Below are 18,138 nucleotides of genomic sequence, written 5' to 3'. Positions count from 1 at the left end.
TCTTTGTGGAAAGAGACACGGCAATGTGTGCAAAGTCACATTGCGGCGCTCTCTTCACGGGCTATCGTGAGCGGCCCGCCATGGTGGGAAAACTCCGATCATACGAGACGACAATGATGCTTCTGGAACGGCAGGTGCAGCTGCAGCAGCTGGAGACCTTGCTTGGCGATGCAATAGGCGGCCATGGCCGCGTCGCGGTGCTGGCGGGGGAGGCAGGCGCCGGCAAGACGGCGCTTGTCGAGGCGTTCGTGGCCCGTGTCGGGCAGATCGCGGCGACGTTGCGCAGTGCTTGCGAGGACCTGTCGATCCCCGATCCGCTCGGGCCGCTCTACGATCTGGCCCGTGAGGCGCAATGGGCGCTGCCGCGCGCGATCGACGCCCGGCATGGGCAGAGATTGCCGCTGTTTTCCGATGCGCTCGACGCATTTGCGGCGAAAGGGCCGAGCCTGCTTGTGATCGAAGACCTGCACTGGGCCGACGATGCGACGCTCGACTTCGTGCGCTTCCTCGGCCGGCGTATCGCCAACACCCACATCCTGCTGTTGCTCACGGCGAGCACCGACCGCAGCGAAGGACAGATACGCGTGCGCCGCGCGCTGGGCGAAATCCCGGCCAGCAGCGTGGCCCGCATCGACGTGCCGCTGCTCAGTGAGGCAGCGGTGCTGTCGCTTGCCGATGCGGCCGGCCGCGATGGCGATGCCATCTACCGGGCGACCGCGGGCAATGCCTTCTTCGTCACCGAATTGCTGTCAGCCGAAAACGAAACGGCGTTGCCGGCAAGCGTGCGCGATGCCGTGCTGGCGCGGGCCGAGCGGCTCTCGGTTGGCGCCCGGGCGATGCTCGATGCGGTGTCGGTGTTTCCGCGGCGGGCCGACGCCTGGGCTTTGCAGGGCCTGTGTGGCGTCGCCAGCGCCGGCCAGCTGGCCGAGTGTGTCGCCAATGGTCTGCTCGATGATCTGGGCGATGGCTACGCCTTTCGCCACGACATTGCGCGGCGCGCCATCGAAATGATGCTGACGACATCACACAGGCGGCAATTCAACCAGCGTGCCCTTGCTGCGCTGCTCGAGAATGGCGACGTCTCCACCGGCCGCCTGGTGCATCATGCGGTCGAGGCCCACAATCTGGCGGCGGTGCGCGAACTTGCGCCGATCGCCGCGCGCGAGGCGTCGCGCGTCGGCGCCCATCGCGATGCCGCCGGCTACTACGAGATCGCCTTGCAGCAGGCCGACAGCCTGCCGGCCACGGAACGTGCGGAACTCTTCGAAAGACATGCCTTCGAATGCCACCTCATCGGCAAGATCGCCGACGCGCTCGCGTCGCAGGGACAGGCACGACGACTGCATCAGGCCAACGGCAACAGGCTGAAGGAAGGCGATAGCCTGAGATGGCTTTCCCGACTGAGCGAAATGGGCGACGACCGCGAGGCGGCGGCCGCTTTCGGGGCCGAGGCAGTGGCGATGCTGGAAGCTGCTCCCGCCGGTCCGGAACTCGCCATGGCCTACTCGAACCTTTCCCATCTGGCGATGCTGTCGGAAAGGGTGGAGGACACGCTGTTCTATGGCGAGAAGGCGGCGGCGCTGGCCGGGCGCATGAACCGGCCCGACATCGCCTCGCATGCCCTCAACAATGTCGGCTGCGTCGAGCAGTGGCTGGATCCGGCTGCCGGGCGCCAGCGCCTCGACCAAAGCCTCGAAATCGCACTTCAGGGCAATTTCCAGGAACACGCCGCGCGCGCCTTCACCAATCGCGCCTGCTTCGAGATCACCCAGATGAGCTACGACGCGGCGCGGCCGGTGCTTGAGAGCGGCATCCACTATTGCACCGAAAACGACCTCGGCACATGGCGCGACTATCTCAGGGGCATGCTGGCCGATGTACAGCTGCGCCAGGGCCAATGGGACGAGGCCGCCACAACGGCGACCGACGTCATCGACAATGAGCGGACAACGACCGTGGGTCGGTTTCCGGCGCTGCTGGCGTTGGCGAAATTGCGCCTGAGGCGCGGCGATCCGTCGGCCGAGCCCTTGTTTGCCGAAATGGCGCGGTTCGTCGGAAGTGGTGCGGACCTGCAGATGCTGAGTTCATACGCAGCGCTGATGGCGGAGCAGGCATGGCTGGGGCTGACCGACAAAGAGGAGGCGCTGGCGCTGATCGCGCGCGCCGAAACGCCGATGCGCTCGCGCGCCCATGTCGGCGAGCTGGCGCTGTGGCGAACATTGCTCGCTCCGGACATGCCGGCCGGCGATACTGCCGATATGGCCACCCCATACCGACTGCTTTTGACCGGCGACTGGCGTTCGGCTTCGGCATTGTGGGCCGAATTGAATGCGCCATACGAACGCGCTCTGGCGCTCATCCTTGGCGATGAAGAGGGGCAGCGGCTGGCACTGGATATCTTTGACGGCCTGGGGGCAAGGCCGGCTGCCCAGCGCCTGCGCGATATCATGCGCAAGAACGGCATTGGCGGCATCGCCCGCGGCCCGCGCCGGTCGACACGCGCCAACGTGGCCGGCCTCACCTTGCGCCAGATGCAGGTGCTGCAGCTGATCGAACGCGGCTTGTCCAACAAGCGGATCGCCGAGCAGTTGACGATTTCGCCGAAGACGGTCGATCACCACGTCTCGGCGGTGCTGGGCAAGCTGGATGCGGTGTCGCGCGGCGAAGCGACCGCCGCGGCGCGCGATTCAGGGTTGTTGTGAGGGTTGCTCGGAAGGGTGAACTGAGAGGTCGCGATCCTTCGCGCCCCCCTCTGTCCTGCCGGACATCTCCCCCACGAGGGGGGAGATTGGACGTGATTTCGGCTTTCGCCAATCACCAAGGTTGAAGAAAAGGCGCTGTCAGTGAAGCTGCCGATCTCCCCCCATGTGGGGGAGATGTCCGGCAGGACAGAGGGGGGCGCTGTCCCTCCGACCTATCGATCGAAATTCACGCCCTTCAAGCAAACGCGCCGTGGCAGTGCTTGTATTTCTTGCCGGAGCCGCAGGGGCAGGCTTCGTTGCGGCCGACCTTGCCCCAGGTCGCCTGGTTGTTCGGATCGCGGTCTTCGGGAGCGACGATGGCGTTGCTCTCCTGGCGGACCAGAAGTGCGGTCTCGCCGCCTTGGAAGTCGTCCTCGCCGGTGGTGCCGTCAATGTGGCTGCCGAACATGTCGGGCGCTTCGGGCGGCGGCGCTTCGGCGGCCTGGCGAACCAGTTCGACGCGCATCAATTGCGCGGTGACGGCCTGGCGCAGATTGCCGAGCAGCGCCTGGAACAGCTCAAACGCCTCGCCCTTGTATTCCTGCAGCGGATCGCGCTGGGCGTAGCCGCGGAAGCCGACGACCGAACGCAGATGGTCGAGATTGACGATGTGCTCGCGCCACAGATGGTCGAGCGTCTGCAGCACCACCGAGCGTTCGACATAGCTCATCACGTCGGGGCCGAACCGCTCGGCGCGCTCCTTGGCGGCGGCGTCGGCGGCCTCGGTCAGGCGCTCGCGGATGTCGTCCTCGGCAATGCCTTCTTCCTTGACCCAGTCCTCGACCGGCAGATCGAGATTGAGGAATTCGGCGACTTCGGCCTTGAGGCCGGCGACGTTCCACTGCTCGGCATAGGCATTTTCGGGGATGTTCTTGGTGACGATCTCCTCGATGACGCCTTCGCGCATCTCGGCGATCGTCTCGGACAGGCCTTCGCCGTCCATCAATTCGATGCGCTGCTCGAACACCACCTTGCGCTGGTCGTTCGACACGTCGTCGTATTTCAACAGGTTCTTGCGGATGTCGAAGTTGCGCGCCTCGACCTTCTTCTGCGCCTTTTCGAGCGCCTTGTTGATCCACGGATGGATGATCGCCTCATCTTCCTTGAGGCCGAGCTTCTGCAGCATGCCATCCATGCGCTCGGAACCGAAGATGCGCATCAAATCGTCCTGCAGCGACAGGAAGAATTTCGAGCGTCCGGGGTCGCCCTGGCGGCCGGAACGGCCACGGAGCTGGTTGTCGATGCGGCGCGATTCATGGCGCTCGGTGGCGAGCACGTAGAGGCCGCCGGCGGACAGCGCCTTGTCCTTCAGGCGCTCGACATCGGCAATGATTTCCTTTTCGCGCGCCTCGCGCTCGGGGCCCGCAGGCATGTCGCCCAGTTCGTCCTCGATGCGCATCTCGGCGTTGCCGCCGAGCTTGATGTCGGTGCCGCGTCCCGCCATGTTGGTGGCGATGGTGATGGCACCGGGCTTGCCGGCCTGGGCGACGATGGCCGCCTCGCGCTCGTGATGGCGGGCGTTCAGCACCTCGAAATCCTTGAACCCTTCCTTGCGCAGGCGCTCGGCCAGCTGCTCGGATTTTTCAATGGAGGTGGTGCCGACCAGCGTCGGCTGGCCCTTGGCGCGCGCTTCCTTGATCTCCTTGACGATCGCCTTGTACTTCTCCTCGACCGTCCGGTAGACCTCGTCGTCCTCATCCTTGCGGATAACCGGCAGATTGGTCGGGATCTCGGTGACTTCGAGGCCGTAGATGTTGCCGAACTCCTCGGCCTCGGTCAGCGCCGTGCCGGTCATGCCGGACAGCTTCTTGTACAGGCGGAAATAGTTCTGGAAGGTGACGGAGGCCAGCGTCTGGTTTTCCGGCTGGATCGCCACATGCTCCTTGGCTTCGAGCGCCTGGTGCAGGCCTTCGGAATAGCGGCGGCCCGGCATCATGCGGCCGGTGAATTCGTCGATGATGACGATCTCGTCGTTGCGGACGATGTAGTCCTTGTCCTTCTGGAACAGCCGGTGCGCCTTCAGCGCGTTGTTGACGTGGTGAACGATGGCGACGTTCTCGACGTCATAGAGCGACTCGCCCTTCAGCAGGCCGGCCGCGCGCAGCAGGTTTTCCAGCTTCTCGGTGCCTTCCTCGGTGAAGATCGAGGTCTTCTGCTTCTCGTCGATCTCGTAGTCTGCCGGGCCGAGCTGCAGCATGAAGGCGTCGATGGTGTTGTACATTTCCGAACGGTCCTCGAGCGGACCGGAAATGATCAGCGGCGTGCGCGCCTCATCGACCAGGATGGAATCGACTTCGTCGACGATCGCGTAATTGTGGCCGCGCTGCACCATCTGGGCGCGCTCGTACTTCATGTTGTCGCGCAGATAGTCGAAGCCGAGTTCGTTGTTGGTGGCGTAGGTAACATCGGCGGCGTAGGCGACGCGGCGCTCCTCATCGGAGAGACCATGGACGATGACGCCGACCGAAAGGCCGAGGAATTTATAGACGCGGCCCATCCATTCGGAGTCGCGCGTGGCGAGGTAGTCGTTGACGGTGACGACGTGGACGCCCTTGCCGGCCAGCGCGTTGAGATAGACGGGCAGGGTGGCGACCAGCGTCTTGCCCTCGCCGGTGCGCATTTCGGCGATGCCGCCATTGTGCAGCACCATTCCGCCGATCAACTGCACATCGAAGGGGCGCATGCCGAGCACGCGGCGCGCCGCCTCGCGGGCGGTGGCGAAGGCCGGTATCAGCAGGTCATCTAGGGTGGCGCCGTTGGCGATATCCTGGCGGAATTTTTCCGTGCGCGCCTGAAGTTCGGCGTCAGACAACGCCCGCATCTCGTTTTCCATGGCGTTGATCGCCTCGACACGCGGCCGGGTCGCCTTGACGCGGCGATCATTTGAGGAGCCGAAAACCTTACGGGCGAGACCGCCGAGACTGACCATCCAATGGTCCTTTCGATAGAATTCTCAATCTTGAGATGAGCGCCGGTCGGCCCCATCAATTCCGCGTGAAACGCAGACAAACGCAAAAAGCGCCCGGAAAACGGTTCTGGACGCAAAGTCGTTGGACAGATAAGAGGGGGCTCAACTGATGTCAACGCCGCGTTAGCCCTATGGGCAGCGCCAAATTCCGCCACAATCCGGCTGATCTGCAAGCCCGACCAATCCCCCTTGGAGTTAATCTTGATGTCCTTACTGTTTCGCCGTGCGTCGCTCGCCAGCCTTGGCCTGGTCTTCGGCCTGTCGGCTCTTTCGCTGTCGCCTGTCATGGCCCAGGAAGCCGCTCCCGCACCGGCCGATGCTGCAGCGCCCGCCGCCGCACCCGTCGATCCCAACGCGGTCGTCGCCACCGTCAATGGCGAGAAGCTGACCGAGGCGGACCTTGGGCTTGCCGAGGGTGAGCTGTCGCAGCAGTTCGCGCAGTTGCCGCCCGAGCAGCGCCGCGCCGCCGCCCTTTCCGCGGCCATCGAGATCCGCGTCATGGCCGCCCAGGCAGTCACCACCGGGCTCGACAAGGATCCCGAATTCCAGCGCCGCATGGCGTTCCTGCAGCAGCGCGCGCTGCATGGCGAGATGGTCGAAAAGGGCGTCGTCGACAAGGTTACCGACGCCGAGGTGCGTGCCCGCTACGACCAGGAAATCGCCAGCACGCCGCCGGTCAATGAGGTTCATGCCCGTCACATCCTCGTGAAGACGAAGGAAGAAGCCGAGGCGATCATCAAGCAGCTCGACGGGGGCGCCGATTTCCAGAAGCTCGCCAACGAGCACACCAGCGATCCCTCGGGCAAGACCAATGGCGGCGATCTCGGCTGGTTCGGCCCGGGCCAGATGGTGCCTGAGTTCGACAAGGCGGCATTCGCGCTCGACGTCGGCAAATACACCAAGGAGCCGGTGCAGTCGCAGTTCGGCTGGCACGTCATTAAGCTCGAGGACAAGCGCACCAAACAGCCGCCGGCGTTCGACGACGTCAAGGACCAGGCCAAGCAGGCGGTCATCCGCGACAAGTATTTTGCGCTGGTCAAGCAGCTGCGCGGCGCCGCCAAGGTCGAAATCCCGGACGCCAATTTGAAGAAGGCCGTCGACACGATGGAAGCCGGCAAGTAAGGCGCGCCTCGAAAAGCACGCAAAAGGGCGCCGTTTGGCGCCCTTTTCGTTTTGAGCCTTGGCTGGCGGAAAGTCAGCGATAATGGGTGGACGCCTTGAACGCCGCCGGATCGCCTGCCGCGAGGGCACCGGTGAATTCGGGGATGCGCACCAGAAGCATCATCGCCCAGAACAGCGGCCAGTCCGTCCAGCGGCAAAACGCCGTGCCGACGGCCTGCGCCGTCTGGCGGTTTTCCTTGAAGGACGTTTTTATCGCCCGCCAGGCGAGGCCCAGCCTCGAACGTCGGCCCTTCGTCAGCAGATCCATGCGCGCGTATTGGTAGCCCTTGTTGCGCCTGACATCCCAGATGAAGCCCAGGCCCTCATAGGCGTGGATCGAGACCGCCTCGGTGGCCACCTCCATGGCCACGCCATCCCTCAGCATTGCGTGCTGCCGCAGATGCGAGGAGACGAAAGGTCCGTGGTCGGCTTCGAAGCGATAGCGTTCGAGAACCGGCCGCCGGTACAGAGCGCCATTGTTGCTGACATGGATGATCTGGCCGTTGCGGTTGCGGCGCTCAATGAAGCCGCGGTCGAGCAGCGACATCACCCGCATCATCATGGTGTCCTTGCCGTAAGTGGTGCGGCCGGAAATCGCATCGATCTTCGGGTTTTTCACGACAGCTTCGTAAAGGATCGCCAGCCATCCGGGCCGCGTCAGGCAATCGGCCTCGACCACGGCGACGAGGTCATGGCGGCAATAGGCGAGTGCTGCGTCCTTCAGTTGCGAGGACTCGTCGCTGTCATGCGTCGCGACGATCACCGAAGAGGAGGAGAAGGCCGGTTTTCCGTCAAACTCGGCTGCAATCTCGGCGGTATGGCCCTCGGGCAGCATGAGAATGATTTCAGCCGGAACGCCGCGTGCATCCTGCGCATAGGCGCGCACTGCCCGGCGCAGTTCCTCGTCGCCATCCGGCGTCAGATAGTCGGAAACGATGATCAGGCTGACGGGCAGCACAGGCGATGTAATTTCGGTCAAGTCGCCCCCCGGCGATTGTCAGCGATTGCGAGAGATCCCTCTCAGGACATAACCGACCGTGGTGTGTATTGCCATCTCATCTTCGTCGAGCCGGTTGGTCAGCAAATGTTTCCAAGCATAGGAGGCGACGAGATCGGCGACCAGTACCGCATCGATGTCGGCGGCGACTTCGCCTCTCGCCCTGGCGCGCTCGATAATCCGGGCGGTGTGGGACCGGCGCCCATCGGCATAGCCAGTCAGGGCCGCCGCCGCCGCTTCATCCGACTGGGCCTCGGCGATCAGTGAGCGGAATACGCTGCCCGAGGATGAGTCGCGCCAATGCGCGAAGAGATTCCTCAGGAACCCGACGAGGTCGTCCTCGAGATTGCCGGTATCGGGGACGGCGACGCGCTTTTGCCGCTTGTAGACTTCCAGCAGCAAGGCCGCCTTGCTCGGCCACCAGCGATAGATCGTGGGCTTGCCGGCGCGTGCACGCCGCGCGACGGCTTCGATGGAGAAGCCGGCATAGCCGGCCTCGACCAGCACCGCTTCCGCGGCCTCGAGGATGGCCTCGGCGCTGTCGGGATTTCGCCGCGCCCCGATCGATCTGCGCGCCGGATCCTCGCCCATGTCTGTCCTCGCCAACAATTTCGCCGGCAATATAGGTGAGCCGGCAGTCAAACGAAACGGCCCGTTTCAAGCGATACTATCGAAGTCGGGAATCGCAGTGCAGCAGATACGCTTGGGGGTAGGGCGGCGCATGCCTGAAGCTCGCCCGCGGCGGCGATCAGTTCATCGCTTGCGAGGTTTCCGAGGCAATCCGCCATTGGCCGTCGCTCTTCACCAGCCCAAGGGTGACTCGTGTTTTGCCGGTCATACGCGCCACCGATTTGTCCTTCGGCTGATAGTCATAGCTCATCGCGAACACGGCTTCGGCGCGGTTCTCGTCCTGCGGCGTCACGTCGAGGCTGCCGGGCTCGAGACTGAACGACCAGGATGCAAATTGCGCGAACCAGTCGGTCTTGAGCTTGACGACGGCGTCGCTGTCGTAGCGCGTGCCGAAGATGGTGGCGGAAGGGGCATAGAGCCGCTTGACGGTCTCGCGGATCGCCGCCGCATCGGGCGCCAGATAGTCATCGCGCAGGAATTTCTCGATGGCGGTCTTGTCGTCGCCGACGGAGCGTTCGAGTGCCGCGACCTTTGTCTCGGGCGCCGGAGCGGCGGCGGGCTTCGGCTGCGCGACCGCTTCACCGCCAGGCACGAACTCAAACCGCTCGAGCAGCGAACCCTGTTCCCAGGGGCGCTGTCCCTCGCGGGTTTCGGAAACCACGTCGCGGCGCACCGCGATCATCATGTCGTTAATGCTCTGGCCGGGTTCGGCCATGTGCCGCAGCAATGCGGCGGCAAACGGCGAATTGCGCCCCGTTCCGTCCATGGCGACAGCACCCGGCGCCGTCGAAAAGGCTATGAAGGAGCCGCGCGTCGAATCGAACTGCGCCAGGCCGGCAAGCGCGGTCGCCGAGCGGGTGGTGGCAGTGCGGCTCAGACTGCGGGCGAAGGGATTGTTGCGGCAGGCATCGAGGAACACCAGGCTGACCTTGGTCTGCTGTTCCATGATGTCGAGGACTTCGTCGATCGGCACGGCTTCGAGCTGCAGCTTGACCGGCATGTCGAGCCGGGCGTCGACCGGCACGATATAGTTGCGCCCTTCGACCTGCAGGCCATGGCCGGCATAATAGAACAGCCCGACGCCCGCACCTTGCAGCGCATCGGAAAATTCGCCGATCTTGCGCTCGAGCTCACGCTTGCCGAGATCGTTGCCCTCAATGACGTCGAAGCCGATCGAGCGCAGCTTGCCGGCAATGTCGAGCGCATCGTTGACCGGATTGGTGAGTGTGCCGGCTTCGGCATAGGTGCCGTTGCCGATGACCAGAGCCACGCGCCGTTCCGGCTGCGCATCGGCGCTCAGGAGCAAAAGGCCCATAAACGCCACCGCCAAGATAACCAGCCTGCCCATGGCCGATATCATAACGCCAGAGGCCCCGGTGGCGCCAACGGATTTGAAATGCAAGCTTAATCCAAGGTGGCTTACCGGCGCCGACGGCCAAGAAAACGCCCTTGCGCCGGGCCGTGGTATCGGGCAAACCGGCCTTCCCCAGCGTTTTTCCGTCGCCCGAGGTCTCCAATGTCCGCAACGATTTCGCCGCTCGCGCCGAAGAAATATCCCAAAATGCCTGCCATTGAGGGCGTACGCATCGCCACCGCCGAGGCCGGGATCAAATACAAGAACCGCACCGACCTCTTGGCCATGGTTTTCGATGCCGGCACCGCTGTCGCCGGCGTGTTCACGAAATCGAAATGCCCCTCGGCACCGGTCGATTTCTGCCGGCAGAACCTTGGCGCCGGCAAGGCGCGGGTGCTGGTCGTCAACTCCGGCAACGCCAACGCCTTCACCGGCAAGAAGGGCCGCGCCTCGACGCAACTGACCGGCGAGGCGGCGGCCAAGGCTGCAGGCTGTACGCCAGGCGAAGTGTTCCTCGCTTCCACCGGCGTCATCGGCGAGCCGCTCGACACCAGCAAATTCAGCCATCTGCTGGCCGGGCTGGTCAAGGACGGCAAGCCGGACCTGTGGACCGAAGCGGCCAAGGCCATCATGACCACTGACACATATCCGAAAGTGGCGACCGCGACGGTCAAGCTTGGCGACGCCGACGTCATCATCAACGGCATTTCCAAGGGCGCCGGCATGATCGCGCCCGACATGGCGACGATGCTGTCCTTCATCGCCACCGACGCACCGATCGCCGCCCCGGTGCTGCAGGATTTATTGTCGCGCGGTACGGCCAAGACCTTCAATGCGGTCACCGTCGACAGCGACACCTCGACCAGCGACACGCTGCTGTTGTTCGCCACCGGTGCCGCCGCCAAGCGCGGCGCGCCCGCCATCAGCGATCCCAAGGATGCGCGCCTCGGCGCCTTCCGCCGCGCACTTGGCAAGGTGCTGAAATCTCTGGCGCTGCAAGTGGTGCGCGACGGCGAGGGCGCCCGCAAGCAGGTTGAAGTCACCGTCACTGGCGCGAAATCGGCGCGCTCGGCCAAGCGCATCGCGCTGTCGATCGCCAATTCGCCACTGGTCAAGACGGCGGTTGCCGGCGAGGACGCCAATTGGGGCCGCGTCGTCATGGCCGTCGGCAAGGCCGGCGAACCGGCCGACCGCGACCTTCTGTCGATCTGGTTCGGCGACAACCGGCTGGCGCATGAAGGCGAACGCGATCCAGGCTACTCCGAGGAAGCGACCTCGGCCTATATGAAGCGCGACGACATCCGCATCCGCGCCGATATCGGCATCGGCCGCGGCAAGGCGACGGTGTGGACCTGCGACCTCACCAAGGAATATGTCGCCATCAATGGCGATTACCGGAGCTGATGGAATTGGCTTCCAGGCATCCGGCAAGCATGCTCGCCATCGTGCGCCGCTACGAGGCGGCCGGCTTTCGCGCCTGGCCGGCGGCGGCCGTCCATTATGACGGCACCTGGGTGGTGCGGCTGACGGCTGGTCATCCGGCCAAGCGGCTGAACTCGGTCAACCCGCTCGATCCCGGCGACACCCAGCACATTGCCGAGCGCATCGGCCGCGCCAGCCGGCGCTTCGATGCCTATGGCAGGCCGCTGACCTTCCGCATCTCGCCGCTGTCAGGGCCGGACCTGGCCAGGCATCTCGACAATGAGGGCTGGAGCACATTCGACGAATTGCTGGTGATGCGGCTGCCGCTGGCGGATGCGCAGCTGGCGCTGGCCATGGACCAGATACCGCTGAAGGATATCAGCCGCTTTCTTGGTGCGTCGCTCAAGGTCAGCGGCTCGGATCCATCGCTGCGGCCGGGGCTTTCGGAAATCATCGGCGCGATTCAACCCGAGGTCGGGCTGTTTGCGCTTGAGGAAGGGGCCGATCCGCTGGCGGTGCTGATCTGCGTCCATGACGGCGATCTCGCCGGCTTGTTCGAGATCGCCACCGACAAATCGGCGCGCAACAGGGGCCATGGCCGCAATCTCATCCTGTCGGCGCTGAAATGGGCCAGGCTGCGCGGGGCGCGGGAAGCCTGGCTGCAGGTCGAGGCCGGCAATGCGCCGGCGCTGGCGCTCTATCGGTCGCTCGGCTTCGAGGAAGTTTATCGCTACCACTATCGCCGGCCGCCCGGCGCATGAGCCAGATTCTCACCGGCAAACGCCTGCTCCTGGTCGCCGCCTGCGCGCTGGTCGATGCCGATGGCCGCGTGCTTCTGGCGCAGCGGCCAGAAGGCAAGCAGCTTGCCGGCCTGTGGGAGTTCCCGGGCGGCAAGGTCGAGCCCGGCGAGACGCCGGAACAATGCCTGATCCGCGAACTGCAGGAAGAGATCGGCATCGAGACCGACATACCGTGCCTGGCGCCGCTGACCTTCGCCAGCCATTCCTACGATGATTTCCATCTCTTGATGCCGCTCTTCGTCTGCCGTCGCTTTCGCGGCATCGCGCAGCCGAAAGAGGGGCAGGTGCTGAAATGGGTGCGGCCGAAGCAAATGCGGGACTATCCGATGCCGCCTGCCGACGCACCGCTGATCCAGTTCCTCATCGACCTGTTGTGAGCAGAAGCCATTTCGCCGGCCTGATTTAACCAGCGTTAATGGAAGATTTATCTCGTCGTGAAAAATTGCGGCAAAGCGGATTCGCCGGGAGCGATTGCATGAGCGTCGACAGGGAATGGGACTCGATCCGACCGGATCGCAGCTTTCGCGCCGCCAATGCAGGTATGAGCATATTGCGCATCACGCTGCTGTTCGGCTCGGCTGCGGTGGCGCTGGCCCTGATTGCGGTCCCCGTCCTCGACAAACAGACGCGATCGTCCAGCCGCGATCCCCTTACAAGCGGCCTGGACACGATGAACACCGGCTCGGTCGGCGCGCGCGCCACCTATACACTGCGCAGAAGCGTGCTGCAGCCCTCACCCAGTTCGGTCTGCATCATCCGCGCTGACGGCCAGAGCAGCGGCGACTGCTGACGAAGAAGGTCAACAAAAGCTTATTGATTTCCTTAACGCAGGCCCCGTTTCATCGCCCGTTAAGCTTGTGCCGTTAACCTTTCTTAACAGGTCGGCGGTATGGTCGTGACAAGAGGGATCGACGATCATGAAGACATTGTTGCAACGATTTTTGGAAGACGAAACAGGCGCTACGGCCATTGAATATGGCCTGATTGTCGCCGTGCTGTCCCTTGCCATCGTCGGCGGCATCGGCAAGGTCAGCAATGCGATCCAGTTTCTGTTCAGCGACACGAATAGCAAGCTAGCCAACGCCTTCGCCGATCACTGATCCGGAGCAGCGTCAACGCCCGCCGGGATTTTCTAGTATGGTCTTCAGCGAGACCTTCGCCGATCCCGGTTTCAAGGGCTTTTGCTGCGAGGCATCGGGTGCCCAGCCCGACATCCAGACAACAGAGAAACTTGCCCTGATCCGGCCATCGGCGTCTGAAAAGCGTTCGGCATAGATTTCGGCAGCACGGGCAAACAGCTTTCGCGCACCCGGCCGCCGGCTGCGATCGGTCAGCGCGCTGGTTTCGCCCATCGCCCTGAGATCGGCGGTGAGGTCGAACAGCGTGTCGTAGCGCACGGTCACCGTTTCGACGTCGGCCACCGGCAGCGCAAGGCCGGCGCGCTGCAGCAGTGCGCCGGCGTCGCGGACATCGGTGAAGGGGATGACACGCGGGCTGGCGCCGCCATAAAGCTCGGTCTCGGCAGCGAGCAGGCTTTCGCGAAGTTCGGAAAGTGTGCCGGCGCCGGCGAAGGCGCCGAGGAAAAGCCCGTCGGGCCGCAAAGCACGGCGGATCTGCACCAGCATGCCGGGAATGTCGTTCATCGCCTGCAAAGACAGAAGCGAGACGGCGAGGTCGAGGCTTTCGGGCTGGAACGGCACGGTCTCCAGCGGTGCCACCAGCCCCGGCCGGCCGTCCAGAAACGCTGCGTCCGCTTCGACGCGCACAATTTCTGCTGCCTTGCCGCTTGCAGCAACCACATCCGCCGCGGCCGGCGTCTGGCAAAACAGCACGGCGGCCTTGCCGAACCGGCGTTCGACCGCGCCGAGCCGGTCAGCGAGATCTTCCGCTGCCCGCCGCATCAGAAAATCGGCGCCGGCCACAGGATGGCCCAATGCCCGGCGCTTGTGTGCCAGCCAGAGCTCTGTATCGATGATGGGCTGCAAGGCAAACAATCCCTGTCTGTCCGCCTTGTGATTTCGTGGCGCGGACGACAAACCACGTGGCCGATCCGGTGATGGAGATCAAGAGCCTCGCTCAAACGATGTTGGACTGGCCGGCACGGGTGCTGTTCCCGCCGGTCTGCGCCGGCTGCCGCAGGCATGTCTCTCAGCCCGGCGTTTTATGCGGCGCCTGCTGGCCCAAGCTCAGGCTCTTGGAGCGGCCATGGTGCGCGGTGATGGGCACGCCATTCACCCACGACATGGGCGAGGGGTTCCTGTCGGCCGAAGCGATCGCCTATCCGCCGCCTTTCGAGCGGGCGCGGGCGGCCGTGGCCTATTCGGGGGTTGCCCGCCAGATGGTGCAAGGGCTGAAATACCAGGACCGCACTGATCTTGCGCCATGGATGGCGCGCTGGATGCTGCGCGCCGGCGCCGAACTGATCGCGGATGCCGATGTCGTCGTGCCAGTGCCGCTGCACTGGCGGCGCTTTTTCAGGCGACAGTTCAACCAGTCGGCGGAACTGGCAAGGGCTGTTTCGCAGCTCAGCGGGGTGTCTTTCTCGCCCTCGGCGATCCGGCGCGTCAAGCTCACGCGCCAGCAGGTCGGGCTGGAGCGGCAGGAGCGCGAGGACAATGTGCGCGCCGCCTTCCGTGTGCCCACGGAAGCAGAAATCGAGATCGCCGGCCGCCGCGTGCTTCTGGTCGACGATGTCTACACCACGGGCGCCACCGTGCGCTCGGTCGCCAAGGCATTGAAAAAGGGCGGCGCCGGAGCGGTCGACGTGCTGACCTTCGCGCGTGTCCTGCCGGGGGACTTTCGGGCAGACGAGTCCGCGACTATATAAGATCAAGGAAAGACAGGATTGCAGACTGATGCTCGATGTGACGATCTATACCCGCATGATGTGCGGCTATTGCGCGGCGGCCAAGCGGCTGCTCGACCGCAAGGGTGTCGCCTACACCGAGCATGACGCATCCTTCTCGCCGGAACTGCGCCAGGAAATGATTTCGCGGGCGCACGGGCGAACCACTTTTCCGCAGATTTTCATTGGCGACACGCATGTCGGCGGCTCCGACGAACTCCACGAACTGGAGGCGCGGGGACAGCTGGACAGGTTGCTTGCCGACGGCTCGACGACACAGAGGGCATGACGATGGGTGTTTTCAAGGCGGCGGCGATCCAGATGCGTTCGGGCGAAAGCCCCGAGCGCAACGCGGTCGATCTGGAGCGGCTGGTGCGTGAGGCGGCAAGCCTGGGTGCTACCTACATCCAGACCCCGGAAATGACCGGCGCGCTGATCCGCGACAAGGAAGCCAGGGCTGCCTCCTTCACTTCGGAAGACAAGGACATCATCGTGGCGACGGCGCGCAAGCTCGCCAGCGAACTCGGCGTCTTCCTGCATATCGGCTCGACCGCCATCCTGCGTGCCGACGGCAAGCTCGCCAACCGCGCGCTGCTGTTTGGACCGGACGGCGCCGCGCTTGCCACCTACGACAAGATCCACATGTTCGATGTCGACCTCGACAATGGCGAGAGCTGGCGCGAATCCGCTGCCTATGAGCCGGGCACCGAGGCCGTCGTCACCGAGATCGATGGCGCGAGGCTCGGCTTTGCCGTCTGCTACGATCTGCGCTTTCCGCAGTTGTTCCGCGCCGAGGCGCTGGCCGGCGCCGATCTTTTGTCTGTTCCCGCCGCCTTCACCCGCCAGACCGGCGAGGCCCACTGGCACTTGCTGCTGCGGGCCCGCGCCATCGAGAACGGCGCTTATGTCGTTGCCGCGGCCCAGGGCGGATTGCATGAGGACGGCCGTGAGACGTTCGGCCATTCGCTGATCGTCGATCCGTGGGGCCGCATCATTGCCGAGGCGGCGCATGCCGAGCCTGGCGTGATCGTCGCCGAGATCGACACCGCGCAGTCGTCGGCCGCGCGCAAAAAAATCCCCAACCTCAAGAACGCGCGCGACTTTGCCGTCAATGCCGGCACGGCCGAGGCGCCCCGGCTCAGGGGCGCGGCTTCGTGATCCGCTTTGCCCTGATCTGCGAGCATGAGCACGAGTTCGAAGGCTGGTTTCGCAGCAATGACGATTTCGACACGCAGAAGAAGCGTGGCTTCGTCGATTGCCCGAGCTGCGGTTCGCACAAGGTTCAAAAGGCTCTGATGGCGCCGGCCGTATCCACCGCACGCAAGCAGGAAACAATCGCACTGGCCATGGGCGAAGCCCAGAAGCAGGCGTTGGCGCAGTTGAAGGCGATGGCCGAGAAGGTGCGCGAGAATGCCGATTATGTCGGCGACAAATTCGCCGAGGAGGCGCGCAAGATCCATTTCGGCGAGCGCGATGCGCGCGGCATTTATGGCGAAGCGACGCTGGACGAAGCCAAGAGCCTGGCCGAGGACGGCATCGAGTTTATGCCGATCCCGAGTTTTCCGGAGGAGCGGAACTGATTTCCATGACGATGTCGCGCCGGCTCAGGAAAGCTGAACGGCGACCTTTTTCAAGTGTATTCCAGGACATTTTCAATTGGCTCGCCATCAAAGCGAGCGCCTTTGGCGGGCGCAATCCGAAACGGCCTAGGTGTCGCCTCTGACGTCAACCAGGCTTCCGATCAATTTGCCAAGCAACAGAGCCAGCGTTTCTCGCTCGGTTTGCGTCAGGCCTGCCAGGATTTCGTGTTCGTTGGCGACGTGAGCGGTGAGGGCCTCGTCGATCAAGGCGAGACCCTTTTCAGTCAGTTGCACGACAATGCCGCGCCGGTCGTTGGGGTGGGGGCCGCGCAGGATCAATCCTGCCTTTTCCAGCCGGTCGAGCCGGTTGGTCATGGCCCCCGATGTCACCATCGTCGCCTCGTAGAGCGCGGTCGGCGTCAGCGCGTAGGGCTGGCCGGACCGGCGCAACGTCGCCAGCACGTCGAATTCGCCGGCTTGCAGACCGAAGCGGGCAAACAGCGGCACGAGGCGTTCGCGGGCAATCAGCGACGAGGCTTCGTTCAATCGGCCGAGCACCAGCATCGGCGTAACATCCAGGTCCGGCCGTTCCCGCGCCCACTGCTCGATCGCCTTTGCCGCGCGATCCATTTGTCTCACCGTTAAATATCTTGACGTTAAGAATCTTTGCGCTATGTTACCTCAAGATACAGGATCGGCGGAGTGCCGCAAGTGCCAATTTCGCAAGTGAGTGGACGGGACCATTCGATGAAATTTCTCTGGGGATCGGCACCCGGCTTGCTGGTGGTCACCGGCGGCCTGCTCGGCCTGACCCTGCCGTTCGGCAAGCTGGCGACGGCTGCCGACGTTCCGGCCATGGTCTGGGCCTTCGTCATCTCGTTCGGCGCAGGCGGTGTCCTGTTGTGCGCGCTGCTCGCCAGCGGCCAGCGCATGCGGCTCACCCCGCACAGGCTCCGCTATTTCTTCATCACTGCGGCCGTGTCCTATGCCGGGCCAAATCTCTTGATGTTCTCGGCCATGCCGCATCTCGGCGCCGGCTACACCGGCATCATGTTCACGCTGTCGCCGGTCATCACGCTAGTGTTTTCGATCCTGCTCGGCGTCAGGCGGCCCAACATGCTCGGCGTCGCAGGCATTGCCGTCGGCTTCACCGGCGCAGTTATGGTGGCAGTGACGCGCGGCGAGGCCGGCCAGCCGGCCGACTTCTTCTGGGTGCTGGTCGGGCTCATAATCCCGGTCAGCCTTGCCGCCGGCAACATCTATCGCACCGTCGACTGGCCCGAAGGCACCGGTCCGATCGAGCTTGCCGTCGGCAGCCATCTGGCCTCGGCAACGCTGCTGTTGGTCGGGATTCTCGCGCTGTTCGGCGTCGGCGCATTCGCCCCGCTCGGCGCTGTGCCGCTGGTCGTTGTGGCGCAGGTTGCGTCAGCTTCGGCGATGTTTGCCTTCTTCTTCCGGCTGCAGGCGGTGGGCGGCCCGGTCTATCTCAGCCAGATCGGCTATGTGGCGGCGGCCGTCGGCCTGTTTGCCGGCACGATCTTTCTCGGCGAGCACTATCACCTGCTGACCTGGGCCGGTGCGGTCATCATCACCATCGGTGTGATCATCACCACCAAGGCGCAAAGCCAGAAAGCGTAAGC

The 18,138-nt window shown here is 64.2% G+C and carries 18 protein-coding genes; 12 read left to right on the top strand and 6 right to left on the bottom strand.

Annotated elements, in window-relative coordinates:
• Window positions 1-113: 113 nt before the first annotated feature.
• On the top strand, window positions 114-2,702 hold the full coding sequence (locus ACYHH6_RS00200; RefSeq protein WP_352585484.1) for an ATP-binding protein: 2,589 nt from the start codon (window positions 114-116) through the stop codon (window positions 2,700-2,702).
• Window positions 2,703-2,937: 235 nt separating this feature from the next.
• Here the strand turns inward: ACYHH6_RS00200 and secA are convergent, their stop codons facing one another.
• Window positions 2,938-5,670, bottom strand: a complete 2,733-nt coding sequence (gene secA / locus ACYHH6_RS00195; RefSeq protein ID WP_352585486.1) for a preprotein translocase subunit SecA — start codon at window positions 5,668-5,670, stop codon at window positions 2,938-2,940.
• 243 nt (window positions 5,671-5,913) lie between these two features.
• Here secA and ACYHH6_RS00190 point away from each other — a divergent pair, with 243 nt between their 5' ends.
• Window positions 5,914-6,831 (top strand): peptidylprolyl isomerase, encoded by a 918-nt coding sequence (locus ACYHH6_RS00190; protein ID WP_112562277.1) that lies wholly within the window; start codon window positions 5,914-5,916, stop codon window positions 6,829-6,831.
• A 73-nt stretch (window positions 6,832-6,904) separates the two neighbouring features.
• On the opposite strand, the gene ACYHH6_RS00185 is transcribed toward ACYHH6_RS00190, so the two are convergent.
• The 3 genes from ACYHH6_RS00185 to ACYHH6_RS00175 form a co-directional block, all read right to left on the bottom strand.
• Window positions 6,905-7,849: a glycosyltransferase gene (locus ACYHH6_RS00185; protein WP_352585488.1), complete on the bottom strand. Its 945-nt coding sequence runs from the start codon at window positions 7,847-7,849 to the stop codon at window positions 6,905-6,907.
• Window positions 7,850-7,867: 18 nt separating this feature from the next.
• Entirely contained in the window at window positions 7,868-8,458 is a 591-nt protein-coding gene (locus tag ACYHH6_RS00180) for a TetR/AcrR family transcriptional regulator (protein WP_352585831.1), read from the bottom strand.
• Window positions 8,459-8,615: 157 nt separating this feature from the next.
• Window positions 8,616-9,845 carry a caspase family protein gene (locus tag ACYHH6_RS00175; RefSeq protein ID WP_352585489.1) on the bottom strand — a complete coding sequence of 410 codons (1,230 nt, stop codon included), beginning with the start codon at window positions 9,843-9,845 and terminating at the stop codon, window positions 8,616-8,618.
• A gap of 168 nt (window positions 9,846-10,013) precedes the next feature.
• On the opposite strand from ACYHH6_RS00175, the gene argJ reads away from it, so the two are divergent.
• The 5 genes from argJ (at window position 10,014) to ACYHH6_RS00150 (ending at window position 13,173) form a co-directional block, all read left to right on the top strand.
• Window positions 10,014-11,255 carry a bifunctional glutamate N-acetyltransferase/amino-acid acetyltransferase ArgJ gene (gene argJ / locus ACYHH6_RS00170; protein ID WP_112562280.1) on the top strand — a complete coding sequence of 414 codons (1,242 nt, stop codon included), beginning with the start codon at window positions 10,014-10,016 and terminating at the stop codon, window positions 11,253-11,255.
• A 29-nt stretch (window positions 11,256-11,284) separates the two neighbouring features.
• Window positions 11,285-12,034, top strand: coding sequence for a GNAT family N-acetyltransferase (locus ACYHH6_RS00165; RefSeq protein ID WP_488500507.1), 750 nt, complete (start codon window positions 11,285-11,287; stop codon window positions 12,032-12,034).
• Window positions 12,031-12,450 (top strand): 8-oxo-dGTP diphosphatase MutT, encoded by a 420-nt coding sequence (mutT, locus tag ACYHH6_RS00160; RefSeq protein ID WP_352585491.1) that lies wholly within the window; start codon window positions 12,031-12,033, stop codon window positions 12,448-12,450. The genes ACYHH6_RS00165 and mutT overlap by 4 nt, the downstream gene beginning before the upstream one ends.
• A gap of 98 nt (window positions 12,451-12,548) precedes the next feature.
• A complete protein-coding gene (locus ACYHH6_RS00155; protein WP_352585493.1) occupies window positions 12,549-12,863 on the top strand; it encodes a hypothetical protein in 315 nt (104 codons plus the stop codon).
• 127 nt (window positions 12,864-12,990) lie between these two features.
• The gene (locus ACYHH6_RS00150; protein WP_352585495.1) at window positions 12,991-13,173 is read left to right on the top strand and encodes a Flp family type IVb pilin; all 183 of its coding nucleotides are present in this window, start codon (window positions 12,991-12,993) and stop codon (window positions 13,171-13,173) included.
• Window positions 13,174-13,185: 12 nt separating this feature from the next.
• On the opposite strand, the gene ACYHH6_RS00145 is transcribed toward ACYHH6_RS00150, so the two are convergent.
• The gene (locus ACYHH6_RS00145; RefSeq protein ID WP_352585497.1) at window positions 13,186-14,058 is read right to left on the bottom strand and encodes a class I SAM-dependent methyltransferase; all 873 of its coding nucleotides are present in this window, start codon (window positions 14,056-14,058) and stop codon (window positions 13,186-13,188) included.
• Between the two features lie 56 nt (window positions 14,059-14,114).
• Between ACYHH6_RS00145 and ACYHH6_RS00140 the strand changes: the two genes are divergently transcribed.
• The 4 genes from ACYHH6_RS00140 to ACYHH6_RS00125 are packed head-to-tail and all read left to right on the top strand — an operon-like array spanning window position 14,115 to window position 16,498.
• Window positions 14,115-14,900: a ComF family protein gene (locus ACYHH6_RS00140; RefSeq protein ID WP_352585498.1), complete on the top strand. Its 786-nt coding sequence runs from the start codon at window positions 14,115-14,117 to the stop codon at window positions 14,898-14,900.
• Window positions 14,901-14,928: 28 nt separating this feature from the next.
• Complete coding sequence (gene grxC / locus ACYHH6_RS00135) at window positions 14,929-15,207, top strand: glutaredoxin 3 (protein ID WP_352585499.1); 279 nt, start codon at window positions 14,929-14,931, stop codon at window positions 15,205-15,207.
• 2 nt (window positions 15,208-15,209) lie between these two features.
• Complete coding sequence (locus ACYHH6_RS00130) at window positions 15,210-16,076, top strand: carbon-nitrogen hydrolase family protein (RefSeq protein ID WP_352585833.1); 867 nt, start codon at window positions 15,210-15,212, stop codon at window positions 16,074-16,076.
• On the top strand, window positions 16,073-16,498 hold the full coding sequence (locus ACYHH6_RS00125; RefSeq protein WP_352585501.1) for a DUF1178 family protein: 426 nt from the start codon (window positions 16,073-16,075) through the stop codon (window positions 16,496-16,498). The genes ACYHH6_RS00130 and ACYHH6_RS00125 overlap by 4 nt, the downstream gene beginning before the upstream one ends.
• A 126-nt stretch (window positions 16,499-16,624) precedes the next feature.
• Here ACYHH6_RS00125 and ACYHH6_RS00120 read toward each other — a convergent pair whose 3' ends face one another.
• Window positions 16,625-17,128: a MarR family winged helix-turn-helix transcriptional regulator gene (locus ACYHH6_RS00120; RefSeq protein ID WP_352585502.1), complete on the bottom strand. Its 504-nt coding sequence runs from the start codon at window positions 17,126-17,128 to the stop codon at window positions 16,625-16,627.
• Window positions 17,129-17,245: 117 nt separating this feature from the next.
• Here ACYHH6_RS00120 and ACYHH6_RS00115 point away from each other — a divergent pair, with 117 nt between their 5' ends.
• Window positions 17,246-18,136, top strand: a complete 891-nt coding sequence (locus ACYHH6_RS00115) for a DMT family transporter (protein ID WP_352585503.1) — start codon at window positions 17,246-17,248, stop codon at window positions 18,134-18,136.
• Window positions 18,137-18,138: the final 2 nt, after the last annotated feature.

The sequence above is a fragment of the Mesorhizobium sp. P171375 genome (assembly GCF_057786075.1).
The sequence above is the reverse complement of the archived record's forward strand: the minus strand, read 5'-3'. Positions and strand labels throughout refer to the sequence as shown.

Excerpts from the sequence above, each read along its gene's own strand:
- ACYHH6_RS00200 (WP_352585484.1), top strand. The coding sequence starts at position 114 with ATGATGCTTCTGGAACGGCAGGTGCAGCTGCAGCAGCTGGAGACCTTG.
- secA (WP_352585486.1), bottom strand. The coding sequence starts at position 5,670 with ATGGTCAGTCTCGGCGGTCTCGCCCGTAAGGTTTTCGGCTCCTCAAAT.
- ACYHH6_RS00190 (WP_112562277.1), top strand. The coding sequence starts at position 5,914 with ATGTCCTTACTGTTTCGCCGTGCGTCGCTCGCCAGCCTTGGCCTGGTC.
- ACYHH6_RS00180 (WP_352585831.1), bottom strand. The coding sequence starts at position 8,458 with ATGGGCGAGGATCCGGCGCGCAGATCGATCGGGGCGCGGCGAAATCCC.
- ACYHH6_RS00175 (WP_352585489.1), bottom strand. The coding sequence starts at position 9,845 with ATGGGCAGGCTGGTTATCTTGGCGGTGGCGTTTATGGGCCTTTTGCTC.
- argJ (WP_112562280.1), top strand. The coding sequence starts at position 10,014 with ATGTCCGCAACGATTTCGCCGCTCGCGCCGAAGAAATATCCCAAAATG.
- ACYHH6_RS00165 (WP_488500507.1), top strand. The coding sequence starts at position 11,285 with ATGCTCGCCATCGTGCGCCGCTACGAGGCGGCCGGCTTTCGCGCCTGG.
- mutT (WP_352585491.1), top strand. The coding sequence starts at position 12,031 with ATGAGCCAGATTCTCACCGGCAAACGCCTGCTCCTGGTCGCCGCCTGC.
- ACYHH6_RS00155 (WP_352585493.1), top strand. The coding sequence starts at position 12,549 with ATGAGCGTCGACAGGGAATGGGACTCGATCCGACCGGATCGCAGCTTT.
- ACYHH6_RS00150 (WP_352585495.1), top strand. The coding sequence starts at position 12,991 with ATGAAGACATTGTTGCAACGATTTTTGGAAGACGAAACAGGCGCTACG.
- grxC (WP_352585499.1), top strand. The coding sequence starts at position 14,929 with ATGCTCGATGTGACGATCTATACCCGCATGATGTGCGGCTATTGCGCG.
- ACYHH6_RS00130 (WP_352585833.1), top strand. The coding sequence starts at position 15,210 with ATGGGTGTTTTCAAGGCGGCGGCGATCCAGATGCGTTCGGGCGAAAGC.
- ACYHH6_RS00120 (WP_352585502.1), bottom strand. The coding sequence starts at position 17,128 with ATGGATCGCGCGGCAAAGGCGATCGAGCAGTGGGCGCGGGAACGGCCG.
- ACYHH6_RS00115 (WP_352585503.1), top strand. The coding sequence starts at position 17,246 with ATGAAATTTCTCTGGGGATCGGCACCCGGCTTGCTGGTGGTCACCGGC.